The organism is Candidatus Microbacterium phytovorans (genome assembly GCA_029202445.1).
Classification (GTDB): domain Bacteria; phylum Actinomycetota; class Actinomycetes; order Actinomycetales; family Microbacteriaceae; genus Microbacterium; species Microbacterium phytovorans.
In genome coordinates, this window is sequence record CP119321.1 from 1,244,059 (window position 1) to 1,258,612 (window position 14,554).

The window sequence follows — 14,554 nt, forward strand, 5'->3', positions numbered from 1 at the left end:
GTGGCGCTTCCCCGACACGACACCCTCGTGACGTATCCCGATGGAGCCACGACGTCGACCGGCACCGTGGTCCACGTCCAGCCCCTCGGCGGCGGACGTTCCGCCGTCCTCCTCGATCGCACCGCGTTCCATCCCGTCGACACGGCATGGCCGGATCAGCCCACCGACCGTGGTGTCCTCCGCGACGGCGACGACGTCTGGCCCGTACTCGACGGCCTCACGGGCGGCATCCATGACGAGGCGCTCCATGTCGGCGCCCACCTGCCCGTCCGCGGCGGAACGGAGGGCTGGACGTTCGTCGTCGCCCACGTCGTCGAGGGCGACGCGCCCGAGATCGGCCGTGCGGTCACGGTCGAGGTCGACGCCGCCCACCGCCTGGCGCTGTCGGCCGGGCACACCGGATGCCATCTGGCATCCCTCGCGCTGGATTCCGCCCTGGCGGGAGCGTGGACGAAGTCGCCACCGCTCGACGCACGAGGGGCGCCCGCGTTCGATCAGCTGGCCATCCAGCGCTCCCGCATCGTGACGGGCGGCTCGGTGGACGCCTACCGGATCGGCAAGTCGCTGCGCCGGAAGGGATTCGACCCGAGCGTGCTCGCGGACCTCGCACCGATCGCCGCGGAGGTCGATGCGCAGTTGGCGGCCTGGATCGGACACGGCGGCGCCGTGCGCATCGATCGTGCGGCTGACCACCTGTCCGCGCGCCGCACCTGGGTGTGTGCGCTCCCCGACGGCGACGTGTCCATTCCGTGCGGGGGCACGCACCTCGCGTCTCTCGCGGAGATCGAGGCTGTCGCCGTGGAGCTCCGCACGAGCGAGGTCGAGGGCGGCCTGGAACTCGAGATGGTCACCCGGGTCACCCTTCGCGACTCGCACTGAGACCGTCGGCACGAACGACGTCCTCGGCGCGAGCGACGGCCCGGCGGCGTCGGTCTTCACCGATGCCGCCGGGCCGTCGCATGGGTCAGCTGAGTTCGCCCTGTTCCAGGAGGTCGGTGACGAGAGCGGCGATCGCCGAACGCTCCGAACGCATGAGGGTCACGTGACCGAAGAGATCGTGTCCCTTGAGCGTCTCGATGACGCTCGCCACCCCGTCGTGGCGTCCGACGCGGAGGTTGTCGCGCTGTCCGACGTCGTGGGTGAGGACCACGCGGGAGTTCTGCCCCATGCGGCTGAGAACCGTCAGCAGCACGTTGCGTTCGAGCGACTGGGCCTCGTCGACGATCACGAAGGCGTCATGAAGGGACCGGCCACGGATGTGCGTGAGGGGCAGCACCTCGAGCATCCCGCGCTCGACGACCTCCTCGAGCACGTTGCCCGAGACGACCGAACCGAGGGTGTCGAAGACGGCCTGACCCCAGGGGTTCATCTTCTCGGACTGGTCCCCGGGGAGATAGCCCAGCTCCTGGCCGCCGACGGCGAACAGCGGCCGGAACACGATGATCTTCTTCTGCTGCTGCCGCTCGAGGACGGACTCGAGGCCGGCGCACAGCGCGAGCGCCGACTTGCCGGTGCCGGCTCGCCCGCCGAGCGACACGATTCCGACCTCGGGGTCGAGCAGGAGGTCGATGGCGATGCGCTGCTCGGCCGAACGGCCGTGCAACCCGAACACGTCTCGGTCCCCGCGCACGAGTCGGAACTCGCCGTCGCCGGTCACGCGACCCAGCGCAGAGCCTCGCTCGGAGTGGATGACGAGGCCTGTGTTGACGGGAAGCCCGCGCACGTCCTCACTGAGGGCCACTTCGCTCTCGTAGAGGTCGCTGACATCGTCTCCCGACACGTCGATCGACGCGATGCCGGTCCAGCCGGAGTCGATAGCCTGCTCGGCCAGGTACTCCTCGGCGTAGATGCCGAGGGAGGCGGCCTTGACGCGCATCGGAAGGTCCTTCGAGACGACGGTCACCTCGTGACCCTCCTGCGCGAGGTGCATCGCGACCGCGAGGATACGGGTGTCGTTGTCGCCCAGGCGCATGCCGGCCGGGAGGATCGTCGGGTCGGTGTTGGTCAGCTCGACACGCAGTGTTCCGCCGTCTCCCACCGCGACGGGGAAGTCGAGTCGGCCGTGCTCGATGCGCAACTCGTCGAGGTGCCGGAGCGCCTGGCGGGCGAAGTAGCCGAGCTCCGGATCGTGACGCTTGCCCTCGAGTTCCGTGATGACCACCACGGGGACGACGACGGAGTGTTCTGCGAATCGGAAGAACGCACGCGGGTCGCTCAGAAGAACCGAAGTGTCGAGGATGTAGGTCCTCAGATCCTGTTCGGCGGCGGTGCTCCCGCCGGTGCTGACGCGGCGCTGCTGCTCTGGTGCTCGTGTGGTCACAACCCACTCCCGCCCCGGGTGGTGTTCACCCGGCTGTCACGAGTCGACCAGGGGCCACGAGTCGTGGATGGCCGACTCGAACGGGCGCCTTGCCCGATGTGATGACCGTACGTCGCCGCCGTGTCGCGCACGGTCCGCGACACGCCGCGCGATGTGTCCGGTGCGTTAACTCTCCACGACCGCGAGGGCGGACGGCATCAGGCGATGCCCTGCGACATCGGCCAACGCGTCGCCGAAGAGCCGCAGCGTATCGGCGACGGTGCCCGCGTGCGCGCTCACGCGGACGATCCCGCCACGCGCTGTCGCCGTCACCCCGTGATTGGCCAGCGCCGCAGCGAGCGCGCTGCCATCCGGCCCGTCGGGGACGAGGGAGACGATCCCCGCGTGACTGTCCCGCGGGGTGAGTACCGGCACACCGTAGCGGTCTGCGAGCGCCATCATGTGGCGCGCCCGGTCGCGCACGGTCGCGGCGATGTTCGCGACGCCGACGTCACGGATCTCGCGCAGGGCGGCCGCGAGCCGGGATGCCGCGAGCGGATCGGCGCGGGAGATCTCGTAGGCACCGGAACCCGCCGCCGGCACCGGCGTTCCCGGGGCTCCGATGTCGTCGTCCGAGCCGGAGATGCCCGACAGCACGGGAGCGATCCGCTCGCGTGCCCGAGCCGAGAATCGGGCGAACCCGGTCCCTCGCCCGGCGCGCAGCCACTTGTACCCGTGCCCGCAGACGACGTCGGCTGCCGCGTAGTCGGCTTCCGTGACCCCGAACCCCTGAATCGCGTCGACGATGAGCAGGCGGTCGCCGATGACGTCGCGGATCGCGGTGAGGTCGGCCACGTGCCCCGTGCGGTAGTCGACGAGGCTGAGCGCGACGGCGGTCACCTCGTCGGTGAGTGCGTCACGCACGCTCCCCGGGGTGACGAAGTCCGCGGGCAGATCGCGCACCCGGAGCGTCCCGAGGGCGTCCTGCGCGCGGCGCGCCGCCACTGTCAGCGCGGGAAACTCTGCGGGTGAGACGAGGACATCGCCGGTGAGTCCGAAGAAGGCGTGCAGAAGGCCGACCGAGGTGGACGGCTGGAGGGTGACCTCCTCTACCGGCGCATCGAGGAGTTCGGCTACGAGCGTCCGCGCCTCGTCGACGCGGCCGGCCACGAGACCGATGCCCGATCGACGTCCCGTGGCGAGGAGCTCCGCATCGGCGGCCGCTTCTGCCTGCACCGCCGGCGACAGCGGCCCGAACGCGGCCCAGTCGAGATACCCCGGCTCCTCGTCGAACGTCTCGAGGTACGACTCCAACTCGATCACCCCTCCAGTCTGTCACGGAGGATGAAGCTGCACTGTCGGCCGGGTCAGCTGCCGAATCTGCGATCTCGCGACGCGAAGTCGCGGATCGCCCGGAGGAAGTCGACCTCGCGCAGGTCGGGTCCGAGCGCCTCCACGAAGTAGAACTCCGAATGCGCCGACTGCCACAGGAGGAAGTCGCTGAGCCGCTGCTCCCCCGATGTCCGGATGACGAGGTCAGGATCGGCCTGGCCGCCCGTGTACAGGTGCTCGCCGATCTGCTCGGGGGTGAGACTCGCCGCGAGCTCCTCGAGAGAACCGCCGCGTTCCTGATGCTTGCCGATGATGCGGCGGACGGCATCCACGATCTCGCTGCGACCGCCGTACGCGACCGCGAGGTTGACGTGCAGACCCGTATTGCCGGCCGTTCGTTCCTCCGCGGTGCGCAGCGCGCGTGCCAGATCCGCGGGCAGCATCTCGGCGCGGCCCACGTGCTGGACGCGCCAGTCGGGTTCGTGAGAGATCGCGTCGGCCAGCTCGGCGATGATCTCGATGAGGTCGGCGAGCTCCTCCGAGTCACGTTTGGAGAGATTGTCGGTCGACAGCAGATAGAGCGACACGACCCGGATGCCGAGGTCGTCGCACCAGCGAAGGAACTCCCGCATCTTGGCGGCACCCGCACGGTGGCCGTGCGCGACCGTCGCGTACCCGGCCTGGCGTGCCCACCGCCGGTTGCCGTCGATCATCATCGCAACATGGTGCGGCACCGTCTGCGGCGTGAGTCGGCGTCGAAGACGCGAACTGTAGAGACGGTAGAGCAGCCCTTTGCCCTCACCCGCGCGGTTCGCCGTCACGGCTCTACGCTACCGCTCGCAACCTCTGTCCCGTATGTGAGACGCGGCATACCGCGCGGCGTAGGCTCGGAAGCGTGACCGCCACCGATGACGGGGCCGAGATGCCCCAGCTCCCTCTGATCGACGCGGCCTCCGCGAGTGCCCACGTCGAGTTGAAGCCGACCTGGCGGGGCTGGATCCACGCGGCCACGTTCCCCGTTGCGATCGCTGCCGGGATCGTGCTGATCGTCGTGGCCGAGGGCGCTACCGCGAAGTGGGCCAGCGCCGTCTTCATGGCGACGTCCCTCCTCCTGTTCGGTAACTCGGCGCTGTACCACCGCTTCGACTGGGGGCCGAAGACCAAAGCCGTCCTGAAACGGATCGACCACGCCAACATCCTGTTGCTGATCGCGGGCACGTACACGCCGCTCGCCGTGCTCGCGCTCGTTCCGGACAAGGGCACGCTGCTGCTGATCCTGGTGTGGTCGGGAGCGCTGGTCGGCATCCTGTTCCGCGTCTTCTGGATCCACGCGCCGCGCTGGCTCTACGTCGCGCTCTACCTGCTGCTCGGATGGGCGGCGGTGATGTACCTCGTCGACCTGCTGAACGCCAACGCCGCGATGATGGTGCTCGTCATCGTCGGCGGCCTCCTGTACACCGGCGGCGCGATCGTCTACGCGCTCAAGCGTCCCAATCCGTGGCCGGGCCACTTCGGGTTCCACGAGATCTTCCACGTCTGCACGGTCCTGGCGTTCCTCTGCCACTGGACGGCGTGCCTGTTGATCGCGCTGGAGCCTTTCAGCCCTTCGCTGGGCCTTCCGGGGTGACGTCGTCGCCGGCCGCGTCACCGTCGACAGCGGCAGCCTCCTCCGCGGCGCGGGCGGCGGCCTCTTCGGCCTCTTCGGCGTCGAGCTGCTCCGCGATCTCCGCACGGTACCGGCCCCGGCGGATGCGGCGGATCATGTCGATCAGCAAGAAGACCACGGCCAGCGCGATGACGGCGATCGCGATGAAGCCCGCCACACCCGGTGTCACGGTGTCGGGGTTCACGGACGGCGACGGCGACGGCACGAACGGAGTGTTGGTCGCTATCCACGTGAGCGGCTGCATCTGTCCTCGTTCCGCGCGCAGAGCGCATAGCCTGGAAGTCCAGCCTAGAACGTCACGGATGCCGAGATGACCTCCCCCGAAACCACCGCCCTGCTCGACGATCGGTACGGGCGCGTGTCGTCGCGAGTCCGCCGGACACGCTGGATCGTAGGCGGTGTGCTGGCGGCCGTCGTGATCGGGTACTTCGGCTGGACGACCGTTGCGCGCACCATGGATTCCGTCGATGTCGACACCACGGGCTTCCACTCCGTCGACGCGCACGGCATCACCGTGGACTTCCAGGTGACACTGCGCGCCGGAGAGCCCGTCGCCTGCGCGCTGGAGGCGCAGGACACCGAACACGGGATCGTCGGCTGGCGAATCGTCGAGTATCCCGCCGACCCGGCTCACGCACGGCGCTTCAGCGAGACGATCCCCACGACGGCGCTGGCCACCACCGGTTTGGTGACCTCCTGCTGGATCCCGTAGTCTGATCCGACACCTTTCACGCCCCGGCACGTTCGCCGGGGCGTTCGGTTTACCACCGAACACGACCACCAAGGAGTCGACGTGTCCAGCGACAGCACCGTGACCTTCCTCACCCAAGACGCCTACGACCGGCTCGTCGCCGAGCTCGAGCACCTCTCCACGACGGGACGCGAGGAGATCGCCAAGCGCATCGAGGCCGCCCGCGAAGAGGGCGACCTCAAGGAGAACGGCGGCTACCACGCCGCAAAGGACGAGCAGGGCAAGCAGGAGGCGCGCATCCGCACACTCCAGCACCTCCTGAAGGACGCGCAGGTGGGCGAGGCGCCGGAGTCCGACGGCACCGTGCAGTCCGGCACGGTCGTCACCGCGATCGTCGCGGGCGGCGAAGAGATCTTCCTTCTCGGGAACCGGGAGATCGCCGCAAACTCCGAGCTCGACGTCTACAGCGAAGCTTCTCCGCTGGGTGCCGCGATCCTCGGCCTCCGTGAGGGCGAGAAGACCTCGTACACCGCGCCGAACGGCCGTGAGATCGCCGTCGAGGTCGTGAAGGTCGAGACCTACGCGGGTCAGTGAGCCGGGAGGCCTGTCGCCTCAGTCGGGCATGACACGCGGCTGGAAACCCGCGCCTTCGAGCACCGAGATGACATGGGCGCGGTGCTCCTCGCCCCTGGTCTCGACGCTTAGCTGCAGGATCACCTCGCTGATCTGAAGCCCCTGCCCGTGCCGCGTGTGCAGCACCTCGGTGACGTTGGCACCGGCGATGGACAGGAGCTCGGACACGCGCGCCAACTGGCCTGGCCGGTCGGGCAGCGGGATCTGCAGCGTCATGTAGCGACCGGATGCCGCGAGCCCGTGTGCGACGACGCGCTGGAGCAGGAGCGGGTCGATGTTGCCGCCGGACAGCACAGCCACAGTCGTCCCGGTCGCGGCCACCTTCCCGGCGAGGATCGCCGCGACTCCCACGGCACCTGCGGGCTCGACGACTTGCTTCGCGCGTTCGAGCAGCACGAGGAGCGCGCGTGCGATGTCGTCGTCGGTGACCGTCACCACCTCGTCGACGAGGTCGCGGATCACCTCGAACGGCACGTCGCCCGGACGCGCCACCGCGATGCCGTCGGCGATCGTGGGCGTCGTCTCGACCGTGAGCGGCTCCCCCGCCGCCAGCGACGACGGGTACGCGGCCGAGTTGGCGGCCTGCACGCCGATCACCCGAACGGTGCGGCCTTCGGCGGCAGCGCGAGCCTTGACTGCTGCAGCGACACCGGCGATGAGGCCGCCGCCGCCGATCCCGAGCACGACGGTGTCGAGGTCGGGGACGTCGTCGTAGATCTCCAGCCCCAACGTGCCCTGGCCGACGATGACGTCACGGTGATCGAAGGGGTGGATGAGCACGGCGCCGGTGCGGGCCGCGAACTCAGCCGCCAAGCGCAGCGGCGTCTCCACCGTCTCTCCCTCGAGAATGACGTCTGCGCCGTAACCGCGGGTGGCGAGGAGCTTGGGCACGGGAACACCGAGCGGCATGAAGATGGTCGCCGCGATGCCGAGCTTCTGCGCGGCGCGGGCCACTCCCTGCGCGTGGTTGCCCGCCGAAGCCGCGACGACTCCGCGCGCCCGCTCCTCCGCCGTGAGGCGCGACAAGCGGTAGGCAGCGCCACGGATCTTGAAAGAGCCCGTGCGCTGGAGGTTCTCGAGCTTCAGGTGGACCGTCGTACCCAGCACATCACTCAGATGCTCGGACAGGTCGATCGGCGTGCGCACGGCGACATCCCGCAGGAAGGCGGCGGCATCCTCGAACTCCGTCAGGGTGGGGTGGGTGAGCTGCGTCGACTCCATCACGCGGGCGTCCTCCTCGGGCGGGGCACGGTGCTCCAGATGAGATCTTCGGGTCCGGGCATGCCGCCGGTCTCCCATTGCCGTCGCGACAGATACAGGGCGACGACGTTGATGAATGCGGCGAGAGGGACGGCGAAGAGGGCTCCGGGGATGCCGGCGATCATCGCGCCGCCGGCGACGACGAGGACGACGGCCAGCGGATGCACCTTCACCGCGGCGCCCATCATGAGCGGCTGCAGGACGTGGCCTTCGAGCTGCTGGACACCGAGGACGACGAGCAGCATCCACAGCGCCACCCACGGGCCGTTGTAGACGAGGGCGAGGAAGACCGCGAGTGCGCCGGTCACCACCGCGCCGACGAAGGGGATGAACGACCCGAGGAAGACGAGCACCGCCACGGGAATGGCGAGGGGCACCCCGAGGAGGAAGGCGCCGAGTCCGATGCCGAGCGCGTCGATCGTCGCGACGAACAGCTGCGTGCGCGCGTAGGTGACGACCGTGACCCAGCCGGAGCGGCCGGCCCCGTCGACAGCCTCGCGGGCACGCGACGGGAAGAGCCTGACGACCCACCGCCAGATACCGCCGCCGTCGGCCAGCGTGCACAGCAGGATGAACAGCGTCAGCAGCGCGCCCGTCACGACGTGACCCAGGGTGGACCCGATGACGAGCGCCCCCGACAGGAGGAGCTCCGCCTGCTGCTGAAGCAGGGTCCAGCCTTGGGCGAGAAGGCCGTCGATCTGCTGGGCGGTCAGGTGCAGCGGCCCGTCGATGAGGTAGTCGCGCAGTTGCGCCACCGACTCGACCGTGCGCGATCGCACCGACGCCCACTCCCGGGTGATCTGCCAGATCGCGAGGTACAGCAAACCGGACACGATCGCGATCGTGCCGACGACGCTGACGATGAGCGCGAGCCACCTCGGGACGCGGTGCCGCAGCATCCACGTGAAGGCCGGCCAGACGAGGGCCGTGACGAGCAGGGCGATGAGCAGCGGAATGACGAGCAGCTTCAACTGGATGACGATCCAGATGAAGATGGCGGCCGCCGCCGCGATCACGACGAAGCGCCACGCATACGCCGTCGCGACCCGCAGCCCGCGGGGCAACGAACCGCCGATCTCCGTCGACACCGTCCGCGAGCGGAGCGAGTCGAGGAGGGACCCGCGTGGCTTCGGATCGGTCATCTCGTCAGTCTACGACCCGCTGTATACCCGAAAGGGCACGGAGACGAACCGGCACCCGGGTGACGTCGCGAGGGATCTCAGAACTGGATGCGCGGGGGTTCGGCGATCGCCGCACCGTCGACGACCTCGAAGAACTCACGCTCCGAGAAGCCCAGGTTGCGGGCGAACAGGTTGTTGGGGAACACCTTGATCTTCGTGTTCAGCTCGCGCACGCCGCCGTTGTAGAACCGGCGTGACGCCTGGATCTTGTCCTCGGTGTCGACGACCGACTGCTGCAGCTGCAAGAAGTTCTGGCTCGCCTGCAGCTGCGGGTATGCCTCGGCGACCGCGAACAGCGACTTCAGCGCCTGCTGCATGTGCCCCTCCGCGACACCGGCATCCACCGGCGACGACGCGGTGAGCGTTTCGGCCCGGGCCCGCGTGACGTTCTCGAAGACCGCCTTCTCGTGCGCTGCGTAACCCTTGACCGCCTCGATGAGGTTGGGCAGGAGGTCGGCTCGCCGCTTCAGCTGCACCGTGATGTCGCTCCAGGCCTCGTCGACGCGCACGTTGAGCGCGACGAGCGAGTTGTATGTGGCCCACAGGTAGATCCCGACGATCACGGCGAGACCGACGACGATCAATACGGGGATCAGGATTTCCATACGGCTCCCATCAGTGTGTGCTCATCCTAGCCGGGGTTGCGGGGGCCTCCGACGCGCGTGGACCCCACTCCCAGGCCTTACCCACCGAGCACACGGTCGAGATAGGCGTTGCGGAAGCGGCGCTGCGGATCGAGGCGGTCGCGGAGCGCGACGAAGTCGTCGAAGCGCGGATACAGCGCGCGGAGGCTCGCGGCATCCTGTGTGTGCATCTTTCCCCAATGGGGTCGGCCTCCGTGGGCGCGCATCACCTCTTCGACGGCGGCGAAGTACGCGGTCGGGTCGGCTCGCCAGTATCGATGCACGGCGATGTAGCCGCTCGCCCGGCCGTAGGCCGTGGACATCCAGCGGTCGTCCGCGGCCGCGGTGCGGACCTCGACGGGGAACTCGATAGGTCGGCCGTGCTCCGCCACGACACGCTGCAGGCCGCGGAACGCATCGCCCAGCCGGTCGACGGGCACGGCGTACTCCATTTCGCGGAAGCGCACGCCGCGCGCGGTCGCGAAGACGCGGTGCGAGGCATCGGAGAAGGAGCGGTCGCCCCACACCTTCGCGGAGAGCCGGTTGATGGCGGGCACTGCGGCCGGGACCGTGCGCCCGACCGAGCAGACGGCCTGGTGGACGCCGTTGCCCACGAGGATGTCATCGACCCAGCGTGCCAGGAGCGGCTGCGGAGCGGTGAGGGTGTCGGCGGGGAGCCGGGTGTTCGTCTTGGTGAGCGCGACGTCGGTGTGCGGGAACCAGTAGAACTCGAAGTGATCGGCGTCCGCGAAACGCTCTTCGAGGTGCGCGAGCACGTCGTCGAGAGGCTCCGGCCGCTCCACCGCCTGCACGACGAATGCCGGCACGCACTGGATCGTGACATCGACGAGGATGCCGAGCGCCCCGAGCCCCAGCGCCACCGCAGGCAGGAGCTCCGGGTTCTCCTCGTCATCGACCGTCAGCAGCTCACCGTCCGCGGTCACCAGCGTGGCCCCGACGATCTGCGTGGCGATGCCCCCGAAGCGACTGCCCGTTCCGTGGGTGCCGGTCGAGATCGCACCGGCGATGGACTGCCGGTCGATGTCGCCGAGGTTCTCCATCGCGAGCCCGTACGGCGCGAGGAGGCCGGGAATGCGGTGGAGTCGTGTACCCGCGAGGATCCGCACCCGCGACTGCTCGCGATCGACCGAGACGAGACCCGACAGATCGTCGAGCTCGAGGAGCACCCCGGGCGAGACGGCGATGCCGGTGAAACTGTGGCCCGCGCCCACCGCCTTGATCGGAAGCCCACGGGCCGCCGCCGCCACCACCGAGCGGCGGACGGCGGCCACCGTGGGCGGATACTCGACGCGTTGCGGACGCACGCGCTCGGTGCGGGACCAGTTCTGCCAAAGGCCGCCGGGTCGGGTCACAGGAAGCTCTTCCCTTCGCCTCGATACGTGGGGGTGTCGCCGACAAGCGCTGCGCCGGACGTCAAGAGGTAACGATCGACGCGCTCGGCGAGCTCGCCGCTCTTCGCGTGCCGGAACCATACGCGGTCGCCCACGCGCAACGACTTCGCCGCCTCACCCTGGAGGGGGGTCTGCACCTCGCCTGTGCCCTCACGGTCGAGGGTGCGCAGCCCTTCCGGCCAGACCGGCCGCGCCTGACGGGATGCGAGGGGCGGACCGGATGCCACCCATCCGCCGCCGAGCACCGTCGCGATGTCGGCGGTGGGCTTGCGGACGACTTCGAGCGCGAACGCCGCCGCGGGTGCGGGCTCGAACGCGCGGTAGCCGTCGAAGAGATGCCCGGCGAGCAGTCCGCTGCCGGCCGTGGTCTCGGTGACCGACAGGTCGCTCGCGGTGAACTCCAGCGAGCCCGTCCCTCCCCCGTTGACGAACTCCAGCTCCGCGACGCGCCCCACGGCGGCGACGATCCGGCCGCGGCGCTCGGCGAGCTCCTCGCGACTGCGCGATTGCATCCAGCGGATGACGGCATCCCCCGACCCCGTGTCGTCGGGCTGACCGGCGATCTGCGCCTCGTACATCATGAGCCCCACGAGCCGGAAGCCGTCGCGGGCGACGATGCCGCGCGCGAGCCGCTCCACCTCGGCGGGCTCGTGCACCGGCGAGCGGCGGACGCCGATGTGGCCGAGGACGGGGGCCCGCCACGAGGCATCCGCATCTATCGCGACCCGCACCGGCGGACGCGACCCGGGGGGCGCGACCACGTCGACGAGGTCGAGCTGGGCGAGGTCGTCCACCATCAGCGTGATGCGCGCCGCCGCCGCCTCGTCGGCCAGGAGCCGGGCGAGGGCATCGCGGTCGGCCGTCGGGTAGCCGAGGACGACATCGTCGCGCGTCCCAGCGAGCCACAGCGCCTCCGGCAGGGTGAAAGCGAGGATGCCGCGGTAGCCCGCGAGAGCGAGGGAGGCGTCGAGCACTTCGCGCACGCGGATCGACTTGCTCGCGACCCGGATCGGCACGCCGCTCGATCGGACGACGAGGTCGAGTGCATTGAACCGCAACGCGGAGAGGTCGATGGAGGCGACCGGGCCCGAGACGGACGCGATAGCCTCCGTGCGCGCGGCCCAGTACGCCGCGGCATCCGTCCAGGGTCTGCCGGCCGGCGCGGGAATGTCGAGCAGATCGAGGGTCATCCGGGCTCCTTCGCAAGCTGCCCCCAGCCTAGAGCGAGACCGAGTGTTCCGATGCGTGAGACTCGGGATCGAATCGGGGCGAAGTCGACACGCGACGCCCGGAGCGCTCGCACCACAGGAATCGATACCGTGTCGTCGAAACACGAGGGCTCGCCTGGCTCGACGCAGTGCGGGTCACCCGACGAAGGAGCGAGGATGTCCGATACTCAGGCCGGTTGGTACGACGATGGAAGCGGCACCATGCGCTGGTGGGACGGGAAGGCGTGGACGGACACCGTACAGCCGCCCGTGACGCCGGAGCCCGGCATCGGAGGAATGATCAGCCGCGCGCAGGCCGACGCCGCTGCCGGTGCGCAACCGCGACCGGCTCCCGCAGGCATGAGCTACGTCGCGCTCCAGGTGGTGTTGAAGGAGAAGTTCTTCGGCACGGGCTCGGGCAACCTCACCGAGCTGGAGAAGGTGATCAACACACAGGCGGCGCTCGGCTATCGGCTGCACACGATCACCACGGCATCCTCCGGAAGCAGCGGATTCGGAGGAGGCGACCGGATTCAGGCCACGATGGTGTTCGAACGCCTCGTCTGATCGGGGTCGATGGCGGCTCAGTCGCCGGCGAGACGACGGTACCCCCGCTGGGACTCGAACCCAGACTGAAGCGATTTTAAGTCGCCTGCCTCTGCCATTGGGCTACGGGGGCCCGGGTGCATCACCCGAACCCACGATAGCCGGGGCGTCAGCCGGCGGCGGGCTCGGAAGCCGTGGCCTTCTTGGCGGCGGGCTTCTTCGCGGCCGGCTTCTTCTCGGCGATCGGCTTCTCGGCGACGGGCTTCTTCTCCGCGGCGATGCTCTTCGGGTCGATCGGGGCCGACGCCGGAGCCTCGGTCACCGCCGGACGCGGACGCGCCGCGAACTCCTCGAAGACGTACCGCGGGTTCTGCACCGCCTGCAGCGTCACGTTGTCGCGGTTGAGCCAGAAGTTGTGCCACCAGTCGCCGATGACGCGCCACTTGCGCTCCCACGACGGCATCGCCATGCCGTGGTAGCCGCGGTGCGCGACCCAGGCCACGAACCCCTTGAGGGCGATGTTGCCCGACTGGAAGACGCCGTTGTAGAGGCCGAGACCGGCCACCGCGCCCAGGTTGTGGTGGATGTACTCGCGGGGCACCTCGCCGCGGAGCACCGCGACCAGGTTCTTCGCGAGCAGCTTCGCCTGACGGACGGCGTGCTGCGCGTTGGGCACGCAGTAGCCGCCGACGCCCTTGCCCGTGAGGTCGGGGACGGCCGACACATCGCCCGCCGCCCAGGCTCCGTCGATGATCTCGTCGGCGGTGCCGACACGGAGGTCGGGACGGGTCTGGATGCGGCCGCGCTCCTCCACGAGGAGGTCGCTGCCCCGAACGACGGTGGGGTTGGCCATGACGCCGGCGGTCCAGATGATGAGATCGGTCGGGATGACCTCACCGGTCGACAGCTCGACGTTTCCGTCGACGGCGCCCGTGAGCTGCGTGTCGAGGTGAACGTTCGCGCCGCGCTTGGCGAGGTCTTTCAGCACCCACTCGCTCGTCTTGAGCGACACCTCGGGCATGATCCGACCCATCGCCTCGATGAGGTGGAAGTGCGTGTCTTCGAAGCGCAGCTGCGGGTAGTCCTTCAGGAGCGAGGATGCCAGGGCGCGCGTCTCGGCGAACACCTCGATGCCGGCGAAGCCGCCACCGACGACGACGACGGTGAGGAGGCGGTCGCGCTCCGGCCCCGGAGGCAGGTTCGCGGCGCGGTCGAAGTTGGTGAGGATGCGGTCGCGGATCGCGACGGCCTCCTCGATCGTCTTCAGGCCGATCGCGTTGTCGGCGATGCCTGGGATCGGGAACGTGCGGGAGACCGCGCCGGCGGTGACCACGATCTGGTCGTAGGTCTCCTGCCACGGCTCGCCCACGGCGGGGGTGATCGTCGCGGTGCGGTTGGCGTGGTCGATGCCCGTGACCTTGGCGGTGATCACGCGCGTCTTCTTGAGGTGACGGCGGTGGCCGACGATGACGTGGCGCGCCTCGATCTCGCCTGCGGCGACCTCGGGAAGGAACGGCTGGTAGGTCATGTAGGGCAACGGGTCGACCATGGTGACCTCGGCCTCTCCCTTGCGCAGGTGCTTCTCGAGCTTCCACGCGGTGTAGAACCCGGCGTAGCCGCCGCCGACGACGAGGATCTTCGGCACACCACCACCCTCGGTCTCGGAGGGTGCGCTGGACGCAGGGCTGGTCGCAATGCTGGTC

Annotated in this window: 15 protein-coding genes and 1 tRNA gene; 5 read left to right on the forward strand and 11 right to left on the reverse strand. The window is 69.5% G+C overall.

Annotation, left to right across the window (positions count from 1 at the left end; translation table 11 throughout):
- Positions 1-879 carry a metal-dependent hydrolase gene (locus tag P0Y48_05975; protein WEK14741.1) on the forward strand — a complete coding sequence of 293 codons (879 nt, stop codon included), beginning with the start codon at positions 1-3 and terminating at the stop codon, positions 877-879.
- 85 nt (positions 880-964) lie between these two features.
- On the opposite strand, the gene P0Y48_05980 is transcribed toward P0Y48_05975, so the two are convergent.
- The 3 genes from P0Y48_05980 to P0Y48_05990 all read right to left on the reverse strand — a co-directional run bounded on the left by P0Y48_05980 (position 965) and on the right by P0Y48_05990 (position 4,452).
- A complete protein-coding gene (locus tag P0Y48_05980; GenBank protein ID WEK14742.1) occupies positions 965-2,320 on the reverse strand; it encodes a PhoH family protein in 1,356 nt (451 codons plus the stop codon).
- Between the two features lie 165 nt (positions 2,321-2,485).
- Positions 2,486-3,622, reverse strand: coding sequence for an aminotransferase class V-fold PLP-dependent enzyme (locus tag P0Y48_05985; GenBank protein WEK14743.1), 1,137 nt, complete (start codon positions 3,620-3,622; stop codon positions 2,486-2,488).
- 44 nt (positions 3,623-3,666) lie between these two features.
- Positions 3,667-4,452 carry an isoprenyl transferase gene (locus P0Y48_05990; GenBank protein ID WEK14744.1) on the reverse strand — a complete coding sequence of 262 codons (786 nt, stop codon included), beginning with the start codon at positions 4,450-4,452 and terminating at the stop codon, positions 3,667-3,669.
- A gap of 101 nt (positions 4,453-4,553) precedes the next feature.
- Between P0Y48_05990 and P0Y48_05995 the strand changes: the two genes are divergently transcribed.
- Positions 4,554-5,258, forward strand: a complete 705-nt coding sequence (locus tag P0Y48_05995) for a hemolysin III family protein (protein WEK15021.1) — start codon at positions 4,554-4,556, stop codon at positions 5,256-5,258.
- On the opposite strand, the gene P0Y48_06000 is transcribed toward P0Y48_05995, so the two are convergent.
- Positions 5,230-5,541 (reverse strand): hypothetical protein, encoded by a 312-nt coding sequence (locus P0Y48_06000; protein WEK14745.1) that lies wholly within the window; start codon positions 5,539-5,541, stop codon positions 5,230-5,232. The genes P0Y48_05995 and P0Y48_06000 overlap by 29 nt on opposite strands.
- Positions 5,542-5,607: 66 nt before the next feature.
- On the opposite strand from P0Y48_06000, the gene P0Y48_06005 reads away from it, so the two are divergent.
- Together P0Y48_06005 and greA are read left to right on the forward strand one after the other, a co-directional pair.
- Positions 5,608-6,009, forward strand: coding sequence for a DUF4307 domain-containing protein (locus P0Y48_06005; GenBank protein WEK14746.1), 402 nt, complete (start codon positions 5,608-5,610; stop codon positions 6,007-6,009).
- Positions 6,010-6,090: 81 nt separating this feature from the next.
- Positions 6,091-6,582, forward strand: a complete 492-nt coding sequence (gene greA / locus P0Y48_06010; GenBank protein ID WEK14747.1) for a transcription elongation factor GreA — start codon at positions 6,091-6,093, stop codon at positions 6,580-6,582.
- Between the two features lie 18 nt (positions 6,583-6,600).
- On the opposite strand, the gene ilvA is transcribed toward greA, so the two are convergent.
- The 5 genes from ilvA to P0Y48_06035 form a co-directional block, all read right to left on the reverse strand.
- Positions 6,601-7,842: a threonine ammonia-lyase gene (ilvA, locus tag P0Y48_06015; protein WEK15022.1), complete on the reverse strand. Its 1,242-nt coding sequence runs from the start codon at positions 7,840-7,842 to the stop codon at positions 6,601-6,603.
- Positions 7,842-9,023 carry an AI-2E family transporter gene (locus tag P0Y48_06020; protein WEK14748.1) on the reverse strand — a complete coding sequence of 394 codons (1,182 nt, stop codon included), beginning with the start codon at positions 9,021-9,023 and terminating at the stop codon, positions 7,842-7,844. Before P0Y48_06020 ends, ilvA begins: the two co-directional genes overlap by 1 nt.
- A gap of 77 nt (positions 9,024-9,100) precedes the next feature.
- Positions 9,101-9,667 carry a LemA family protein gene (locus P0Y48_06025; protein WEK14749.1) on the reverse strand — a complete coding sequence of 189 codons (567 nt, stop codon included), beginning with the start codon at positions 9,665-9,667 and terminating at the stop codon, positions 9,101-9,103.
- 77 nt (positions 9,668-9,744) lie between these two features.
- A complete protein-coding gene (locus P0Y48_06030; protein ID WEK14750.1) occupies positions 9,745-11,058 on the reverse strand; it encodes a D-arabinono-1,4-lactone oxidase in 1,314 nt (437 codons plus the stop codon).
- Complete coding sequence (locus P0Y48_06035; protein ID WEK14751.1) at positions 11,055-12,287, reverse strand: alanine racemase; 1,233 nt, start codon at positions 12,285-12,287, stop codon at positions 11,055-11,057. The genes P0Y48_06030 and P0Y48_06035 overlap by 4 nt, the downstream gene beginning before the upstream one ends.
- A gap of 195 nt (positions 12,288-12,482) precedes the next feature.
- On the opposite strand from P0Y48_06035, the gene P0Y48_06040 reads away from it, so the two are divergent.
- Positions 12,483-12,872 carry a DUF2510 domain-containing protein gene (locus tag P0Y48_06040; GenBank protein WEK14752.1) on the forward strand — a complete coding sequence of 130 codons (390 nt, stop codon included), beginning with the start codon at positions 12,483-12,485 and terminating at the stop codon, positions 12,870-12,872.
- 39 nt (positions 12,873-12,911) lie between these two features.
- On the opposite strand, the gene P0Y48_06045 is transcribed toward P0Y48_06040, so the two are convergent.
- Both P0Y48_06045 and P0Y48_06050 read right to left on the reverse strand, forming a co-directional pair.
- Positions 12,912-12,984 (reverse strand) — tRNA-Leu (locus tag P0Y48_06045).
- 36 nt (positions 12,985-13,020) lie between these two features.
- On the reverse strand, positions 13,021-14,496 hold the full coding sequence (locus tag P0Y48_06050; protein WEK15023.1) for an FAD-dependent oxidoreductase: 1,476 nt from the start codon (positions 14,494-14,496) through the stop codon (positions 13,021-13,023).
- Between the last annotated feature and the right edge of the window lie 58 nt (positions 14,497-14,554).